The 7,146-nt window shown below is 68.5% G+C and carries 8 protein-coding genes and 1 pseudogene; 4 read left to right on the forward strand and 5 right to left on the reverse strand.

Translation table 11 applies throughout. From position 1 onward, the window contains the following. Nucleotides 1–5 precede the first annotated feature (5 nt). A complete protein-coding gene (locus tag FBQ73_RS04385; protein ID WP_138398300.1) occupies nucleotides 6–1,325 on the forward strand; it encodes an NAD(P)/FAD-dependent oxidoreductase in 1,320 nt (439 codons plus the stop codon). 42 nt (nucleotides 1,326–1,367) lie between these two features. Here the strand turns inward: FBQ73_RS04385 and FBQ73_RS04390 are convergent, their stop codons facing one another. The 3 genes from FBQ73_RS04390 to FBQ73_RS04400 form a co-directional block, all read right to left on the reverse strand. After that, nucleotides 1,368–1,718: a hypothetical protein gene (locus FBQ73_RS04390; protein ID WP_138398301.1), complete on the reverse strand. Its 351-nt coding sequence runs from the start codon at nucleotides 1,716–1,718 to the stop codon at nucleotides 1,368–1,370. A 136-nt stretch (nucleotides 1,719–1,854) separates the two neighbouring features. Continuing rightward, a complete protein-coding gene (locus FBQ73_RS04395) occupies nucleotides 1,855–2,598 on the reverse strand; it encodes a TerC family protein (RefSeq protein ID WP_138398302.1) in 744 nt (247 codons plus the stop codon). Beyond that, a complete protein-coding gene (locus tag FBQ73_RS04400) occupies nucleotides 2,599–3,543 on the reverse strand; it encodes a lipid kinase (protein WP_138398310.1) in 945 nt (314 codons plus the stop codon). It lies immediately after the preceding gene. A 532-nt stretch (nucleotides 3,544–4,075) separates the two neighbouring features. Here FBQ73_RS04400 and FBQ73_RS04405 point away from each other — a divergent pair. Further along, complete coding sequence (locus tag FBQ73_RS04405; protein WP_138398303.1) at nucleotides 4,076–4,759, forward strand: TetR/AcrR family transcriptional regulator; 684 nt, start codon at nucleotides 4,076–4,078, stop codon at nucleotides 4,757–4,759. Nucleotides 4,760–4,803: 44 nt separating this feature from the next. On the opposite strand, the gene FBQ73_RS04410 is transcribed toward FBQ73_RS04405, so the two are convergent. Further along, nucleotides 4,804–5,256, reverse strand: coding sequence for a VOC family protein (locus tag FBQ73_RS04410; protein WP_138398304.1), 453 nt, complete (start codon nucleotides 5,254–5,256; stop codon nucleotides 4,804–4,806). A 20-nt stretch (nucleotides 5,257–5,276) separates the two neighbouring features. Then, nucleotides 5,277–6,632: a PA0069 family radical SAM protein gene (locus FBQ73_RS04415; RefSeq protein ID WP_138398305.1), complete on the reverse strand. Its 1,356-nt coding sequence runs from the start codon at nucleotides 6,630–6,632 to the stop codon at nucleotides 5,277–5,279. Between the two features lie 199 nt (nucleotides 6,633–6,831). On the opposite strand from FBQ73_RS04415, the gene FBQ73_RS04420 reads away from it, so the two are divergent. Both FBQ73_RS04420 and FBQ73_RS04425 read left to right on the forward strand, forming a co-directional pair. Continuing rightward, nucleotides 6,832–6,984: an aa3-type cytochrome c oxidase subunit IV gene (locus FBQ73_RS04420; protein WP_138398306.1), complete on the forward strand. Its 153-nt coding sequence runs from the start codon at nucleotides 6,832–6,834 to the stop codon at nucleotides 6,982–6,984. Nucleotides 6,985–7,019: 35 nt separating this feature from the next. Beyond that, nucleotides 7,020–7,146, forward strand: a pseudogene (locus FBQ73_RS04425) (NAD(P)(+) transhydrogenase (Re/Si-specific) subunit alpha); the annotation flags it as partial.

Raw genomic sequence — 7,146 nt, forward strand, 5'->3', positions numbered from 1 at the left:
CGCGCATGGTGGGCGAGGCTCAATCCAGGCCGCCGGCGGGGCTCGATCCCGCCGGGCATGCCGCATCCTGGTACGCGGCGACGGCCATCGCCTGTCCCGCCTTTCCCCCGCTTGCGGGCGAGGTGAAAGCGGACGTGTGCATCCTCGGCGGCGGTTACACCGGCCTCTCCGCCGCGCTGCATCTGGCGGAAGCCGGCTTCGACGTGGTGGTGCTGGAAGCCTCCCGCGTCGGCTCGGGGGCGTCGGGCCGCAATGGCGGGCAGCTCCATTCCGGCCAGCGCCACGGCCAGGACGTGATCGAAAAGGCGGTGGGCCTCGACGACGCGAAGAAGCTCTGGGACCTCGCCGAGGAGGGCAAGGCGCTGGTCCATGGCCTCATCGCGCGCCACGGCATGGCGTGCGACCTGAAGAGCGGCCTGATCCATGCCGACCACAAGCCGCACTTCGTGAAGGAAAGCCACGACTACGCCCGCCTGCTGCGGGAGCGCTACGGCTATGACGCGGTCGACCCGCTGACCCGCGAGGAGATCCGCGCCCTGGTGGGCACCGATGCCTACCACGGCGGGGTGATCGACCGGAAAGCCGGCCACCTCCACCCGCTCAATTTCGCCCTCAGTCTCGCCAAGGCGGTGGCCGGGGCCGGCGCGCGGATCTTCGAGGGTACCCGCGCCGTGGGCGTGAAGGAGGAGGGGGCGGGGGTCACCGTCACCACCGCAGGCGGCGCCGTGGTGCGTGCCGGCTTCCTGCTGGAATGCGGCAACGGCCTCATGGATGGCCTCGACCGGCGGGTGGACACCCATGTCATGCCCATCTGCAACTACATCATCGCTACGGAACCGCTGGGGGCCCGGGCGCGGGAAATCATCGCCAACGACGCGGCGGTGGCGGACAGCCGCTTCGTCATCAATTATTTCCGCCTGAGCGGCGACGGCCGGCTGCTGTTCGGCGGCGGCGAGAGCTACCGGCGGGGCCTACGGACCGACGTGGCCGGCTTCGTGCGGCCCTATATGCTGCGCATCTTCCCGCAGCTTCAGGACGTGCGCATCGACTATGCCTGGGGCGGGGTGCTCGCCATCACCCTCAATCGCATGCCGTTCGTGCGCAGGCTGTCGGACAAGGTGCTGGTCTCGGCCGGCTACAGCGGGCAGGGGGTGGCGCTGGCGCCCCTGTTCGGCAAGATCCTGGCCGAGGCGGTGAAGGGGCAGCTGGAGCGCTTCGACCTGCTCCAGCGCCTGCCGGTGCCGCCGTTTCCCGGCGGCAGGCTCATGCGCTACCCGCTGCTGGTGGCGGGCCTCAGCTATTACGCCATGCGCGACCGGCTCTGACGCGAGCCGGCCCACCCTGCGCTTGAAAAGCTCCGGTCAGGCTCAGTTCAGCCCGCCGAGCCGGCGTGCCTCTGCGAGGGCCTTGAGACAGCCCGCCTCGTCGCCCCCGGCCTGGAGGTTGATGGCCTGGTTGAGCGCGCCATAGGCGCCGCTGTCCGGCGGCGTGAGGCCGGCGGCGGCCAGCGAGCCGGGGGTCGGCTGCTGGTCGGTCTGCGCGCCGATGGTCTGTTCCTGGGACGGCGGCTTCTTCGGCGCGGGCTCGCGCGCCTTGAGCTCCGCCTGCACGGTGACGATCTGCTCAAGGCAGGCGGCGTCGGCGGGCGCCGACCAGGCGAGGAGGCTGAGTGTCGCGGCGAGCGCGCAAACGGTGCGGGATGCAAACAGGGCGATCATTCTCGACCTCGAAGACTTAGATCGGGCCGGCCGGGCCGGCCCAAAACGAGCATAGAGAGGCGCGCGCCGCCTTGCCATTGGCCTTGCGCAAATGGCGGCCCGCCAGCCGCCATTTGTCCGTGACCGCGCGGCCCGCTCAATGCCCGCCGGAGGCCGGACGGCGCCGGCGGGACAGCATGTTGAGCGCCTCGATGGCGGCGGAGAAGGCCATGGCCGCATAGACGTAGCCCTTGGGCACGTGGGCGCCGAAGCCTTCCGCGATCAGCGTCATGCCGATCATGATGAGGAAGCCCAGCGCCAGCATCACCACGGTGGGGTTGGCCTCGATGAACTTTGCCAGCGGATCGGCGGCCAGCAGCATGCAGGTCACCGCCGCGATCACCGCGATGATCATGATGGGGATGTGCTCGGTCATGCCCACGGCGGTGATGATGCTGTCGATGGAGAACACGAGGTCCAGCATCAGGATCTGGGCAATGGCTGCGGTAAAGCCGATGGTGACCTTTGCGTCCTGCACGTCCTCCGCATGGGTGCGCGGGTCCACATTGTGGTGGATCTCCGTGGTCGCCTTCCACACCAGGAACAGGCCGCCGGCGATGAGGATGAGGTCGCGCCAGGAGAAGCCGTGCCCGAACACCTCGAAGATGGGAGCGGTCAGCTTCACGATGATGGCGATGGTGCCGAGCAGCGCCAACCGCATCACCAGCGCGAGGCCGATGCCGATGCGCCGGGCCTTGGTGCGGTACTGGGGCGGCAGCTTGTTGGTGAGGATGGAGATGAAGATGAGGTTGTCGATGCCGAGCACCACTTCCATGGCCACCAGCGTCACCAGGGCCACCCACGCGGCGGGGTCGGCGGCGAGTTGAAGGAGGTAGTCCATCTAGGCAGAACCTTCGGGCTGGAGGTGAGGGGAGGGGAACGAGGAAAACGCGGGCGCCGGTGGGGCATGAACGAGGATGGCCGCGGGCCGGATCCGGAAATGAGCCGGGGTATAGGTGACCAGCTCGCCATCGGTGTTCACCGGGCGGGGACGGCTGGTGCGCACCACCACCTGCGTGGTGCGGAAGGTGCGCACGTCATCCCAGGTGCCCTGGGTGCCGCGCCGCAGCGAGGGCAGGAGCGCGAGCAGGCGCCACCAGTGGTCGACTTCGAGGCTGTAGAAATCGAGCCGGCCGTCGTCGGCGGTGGCGGTGGCTTCCACCGTCATGCCGCCGCCATAGTGCCGGCCGTTTCCCACGGACACTTGCAGGGTGCGCACATGCTCCACCTGTCCGTCATGCTCGATGAAGGCTGTGAACAGCCGCGACTGCATGAGAAGGCGGGCGGCGACGATGCCATAGCCGAGCACGCCGAAGCGGCGTTTGGCCTCCTGCGTCAGGGCGCGGGCGAGATCGGCGGAAAAGCCGATGCTGGCCACGTTCAGGAAGGGATGGCCGTTCACCTCGCCGAGGTCGATGGGGCGCGGTGCGCCGGCCAGGACCACGTCGGCAGCGGCCGCAAGATCGGTTGGGATGGCGAGGGTGCGCGCGAAATCGTTGGCGGTGCCCAGCGGCAGTACGCCGAGCGGCAACTGGGTGTCGAACAGACCCGACGCGGCCGCATTCAGCGTGCCGTCGCCGCCGCCGAGGATGACGAGATCGGCTTCGCCCGCACGGGCGCGAATAGTGTCGGAGATTGCGGCGGCGCCGGGCCATCGCACGTCGGTGAGGTCGAGCTCGGCCGACAGCAGGTCGCGCACCGCGCCGAGGGACGCGGTGCCCTGGCGGGCGCCGGGGTTGACCATGAACAGCGCGCGGCGCCGGTGGGGAGGGCGCGGCGGCATCATTTCTGGTGGGGTACGATCATGGGCCATGGGTTCCGGTGAGTGCTGAGCACGCGGTGATCCGACATCGCGCAGCAGAACTGCGCCAGAGGGGCCCGGATCGGTTTCGGTAAGGTAAGGTGCGGCGCGCGACGGCCAAGGTGATGTGGCTGAATGTCGCAGATCGCGCGCGGTCAGAAGCGGTTGAGCGCACCGGCCTGCCGCGTGCTGGCGCAACTGGGCGGTGGGTTTTGAGGTGCGCTCAAAAAATTCGGGGGAGGAGAGCGGGGGCGTTGCTCTCCTCCCCCTGGTTCGATCACGACGCGGGTTGCGGTACCGCGACATTGACCGAACGGTTCGGTTCGTTGCTTATTAACTAGCGGAGCGCGACCAGCTTGGCAAGAGAGAACTGAACCGTTCGGTCGGTTTTTTGCGAGGCTTTCGTGCTGCGAGGATGTCTGTCGTTCACGCGTGGCGCGGGATGCGCCGGCCGGGGCTTGCGCGCCGGTCCCGCTCCCGCGAGAGCGTAAGGCCGGAAAGAAAGAGACGGGGGAGTATGACGGAGATTGGTGGCGCGGACCTCAAGCCGCGCAACCCGGAGCCTCGCGAGACCGGGCACCGCGACAGCGGGCATGGCGCGGGCCAGGACCCGGAAAAGCGCAGCCAGATCCTCGCGGGCGCCCGCCGGGTGTTCTTCGAGCGGGGCTTCGATGCGGCCAGCATGGGCGACATCGCCCGCGCGGCGGGGGTCTCCAAGGGCACGCTCTACGTCTATTTCGAGAACAAGGAGGACCTCTTCGCCGCCCTCGTGGGCAGCGAGTGCGAGGAGACCGCCGAGCGCATGTTCGTGGTGGATTCCGAGGAGGAGGACGTGGAAACCGCCCTCACCAAGCTCGGGTTTTCGTTCATCCACGCCATCCTGCGGCCGAGCAGCATCGCGCTGCTGCGCACGGTGATTGCCATTTCCGCCAAGTTTCCCGACATCGGCCGACGCTTCTTCGAGGCGGGGCCCTGCGAGGGGGTGTACCGCCTGTCGGCCTATCTCGCCGCCAAGGTGGAGCAGGGCGTGCTCGACATCGAGGACGTGGAGCAGGCGGCGAGCCAGTTCCTCACCCTGTGCAAGGACGGGGTGACCATTCCCGCCCTCGTCGGCGCGCCCGACGCGCCCGATCCGGCTGCGGTGGAGAAATCGGTGAAGGGGGCGGTGCGCGTCTTCATGCGCGCCTATGGCGCCAAGTGATCCCGGGCCAGCTTGGCCCCGCGAGGATCAGTCCGCACGCCCCGTCATGAGGCGGCCCGCTCCGGCACCGTGAGCCGGCCTTCGGCATCGAACGGGAAGAAGGGGTTGTGCGCCACTTCCCACAGATGCCCGTCCGGGTCGGCGAAATAGCCGCTGGTGCCGCCCCAGAACACCTTCTGCGCCGGCTTGACCTCTTTGCCTCCGGCCGCCACGGCGCGGGCGATGACGAGCGCGACCTCCTCTTCCTGCGCCACGTTGCAGGCCAGGGTCTGGCCGCAGAAGGGCTGCGGAGGCGTGTCGACCAGCGTGGCGTCATCGGCCAGGCGGTCGCGCGGATACAGGCTCAGCACCACATGCCCGGCGAGGAAGAAGGCGACGCCCTGCGTGTCCAGGTCCCGCCGTTCCAGCCCCATCGCCGTATAGAACGCGATGGCGCGGCCGAGGTCGCCAACCCCCAGGGTGACAAGATGCAGGCGCAGCGCGGGTTGCGGTGGCACGGGTGTCTCCATGGGGCGCGTCAATCGAACAGGCTGAGCTGAACGCCGGCCGGCTTGGGGCGGCGGAAATGGGCGGTGGTCAGCTTCAGCCCGCGGCCGGCAAGGCCGAGCCGCCGCGCGGCGATCTCGAAGCGGCGGCCCACCGTCCAGGCATAGGGGCCGTCCCCGCGCATCCGCTTTCCGAAGGTGGAGTCATAGTCCTTGCCGCCGTGCATCTGGCGGATGAGGCCGAGCACATGTCGCGCCTTGTCGGGGAAGTGGGTCACCAGCCATTCGCGGAACAGGTCGGCGATCTCAAGCGGCAGGCGCAGCATGACATAGCCGGCTTCGCTGGCGCCGGCGGCCTTGGCGGCGTCGAGGATGCGCTCCACCTCCATGTCGTTGAGCGCTGGGATGAGCGGCGCGGTGAGCACCGCCGTTGGAATGCCCGCATCGGCAAGCCGGCGGATGGTGCCGAGCCGCACGTGGGGGCTCGCGGCCCGGGGCTCCATGGTGCGGGACAGCTGCGGATCGAGGGTGGTCATGGAGATGGCCACCTTCACCAGGCCCCGTTCGGCCATGGGGGCGAGGATGTCGATGTCGCGCGCCACCAGCCCCGACTTGGTGACGATGCCCACCGGATGGCCGAACTCGGAGAGCACCTCCAGCAGGCGCCGGGTGACCTCGTAGCGCTTTTCGATGGGCTGGTAGGGGTCGGTATTGGTGCCCATGGCGATGACGCGGGGCTGGTAGGAGGACTGGGACAGCTCCCGCGCCAGCAGCTCCGGCGCGTCCGGCTTCACGAACAGCTTGGTCTCGAAATCGAGCCCCGCCGACAGGCCGTGATAGGCGTGGGTCGGCCGGGCGAAGCAATAGACGCAGCCGTGCTCGCAGCCCCGATAGGCATTGATGGAGCGGTCGAAGGCGACGTCAGGAGACTGGTTGCGGGTGATGACCGTGCGCGCGCGCTCCTCCGTCACCTGCGTGCGCAGGGGCGGCAGGTCTTCCAGGCTCTGCCACCCGTCGTCGAACAGGATGCGGGCTGCCGGCTCGAAGCGCCCCGCGGCGTTGGAGACCGCCCCCCGACCGCGCCGGCGCTCGGCCTCCACCTCGATCCCGACCTCCCCGTCGAAGGCCGGCGGCACCGCCGGGGGCGGAGCCGCCCTCTCCACGACAAGACGTCCGAGGATGCGATTGGCGCGCGGCTCGCTCGCCGCGAGCGGCGCCGCCTTGGCCTTCTGGGTGGCCTTCGGGGTGGTGGCGGTCTTCGGTACCGCCTTGACCTGAGCGGCAGCCTTGACCTGGGGACCGGCCGGCGACCTGGCTGCCATGGCACACTCGCCCGAGCAGGAGGGCTGGCTCGCAGGATCGGGGAGGGATTCGCGCTCGAGGTTCATGGCAAAAAAAGTAGCACTCGAGCGAGAACAAAACAAGAACTTAAGAAGCTGCCCGTGCCTTTCCCATTGCCTTCAGACGGTTGCCGGATGAGGGCGGTGACTCAGCGGCTTGGATTTGGCATATTGTACACCACAACCCGGTTGCCAGACATTCGCATCTCCGCTAAAGCGCTAATTGAGGCCTGAAAAGGGGGAAAAGATGGCTGAACACGCCACGACCGAATACGCCATTGCGGACGGTAACGACTACGCTGAGCACGAGAGCACCTATGTGCTCTTCACCGCCCTGACCAAATGGGGCGCGATCGCGGTCGCCGTCCTCCTCACCCTCATGTGGATCTTCCTCCTCTGACCCCCTGACGGGTTGGAGCACCGGAGACATCTTAGATGAAAATCGCTGTCCCCGCCGAGGTTGATCTCGGCGAGCCGCGGGTCTCTGCGACCCCGGATACGGTGAAGCGTCTTGTCGGTCTTGGCGCCAGCGTGGCGGTCGAGACGGGCGCGGGCCTCAAGT

Source organism: Xanthobacter autotrophicus (assembly GCF_005871085.1).
GTDB classification, from domain to species: domain Bacteria; phylum Pseudomonadota; class Alphaproteobacteria; order Rhizobiales; family Xanthobacteraceae; genus Xanthobacter; species Xanthobacter autotrophicus.

What these genes read in the sequence shown, in the direction of transcription:
- FBQ73_RS04405 (WP_138398303.1), top strand. Translation starts at nt 4,076, where the DNA reads ATGACGGAGATTGGTGGCGCGGACCTCAAGCCGCGCAACCCGGAGCCT.
- FBQ73_RS04400 (WP_138398310.1), bottom strand. Translation starts at nt 3,543, where the DNA reads ATGATGCCGCCGCGCCCTCCCCACCGGCGCCGCGCGCTGTTCATGGTC.
- FBQ73_RS04390 (WP_138398301.1), bottom strand. Translation starts at nt 1,718, where the DNA reads ATGATCGCCCTGTTTGCATCCCGCACCGTTTGCGCGCTCGCCGCGACA.
- FBQ73_RS04395 (WP_138398302.1), bottom strand. Translation starts at nt 2,598, where the DNA reads ATGGACTACCTCCTTCAACTCGCCGCCGACCCCGCCGCGTGGGTGGCC.
- FBQ73_RS04420 (WP_138398306.1), top strand. Translation starts at nt 6,832, where the DNA reads ATGGCTGAACACGCCACGACCGAATACGCCATTGCGGACGGTAACGAC.
- FBQ73_RS04385 (WP_138398300.1), top strand. Translation starts at nt 6, where the DNA reads ATGGTGGGCGAGGCTCAATCCAGGCCGCCGGCGGGGCTCGATCCCGCC.
- FBQ73_RS04415 (WP_138398305.1), bottom strand. Translation starts at nt 6,632, where the DNA reads ATGAACCTCGAGCGCGAATCCCTCCCCGATCCTGCGAGCCAGCCCTCC.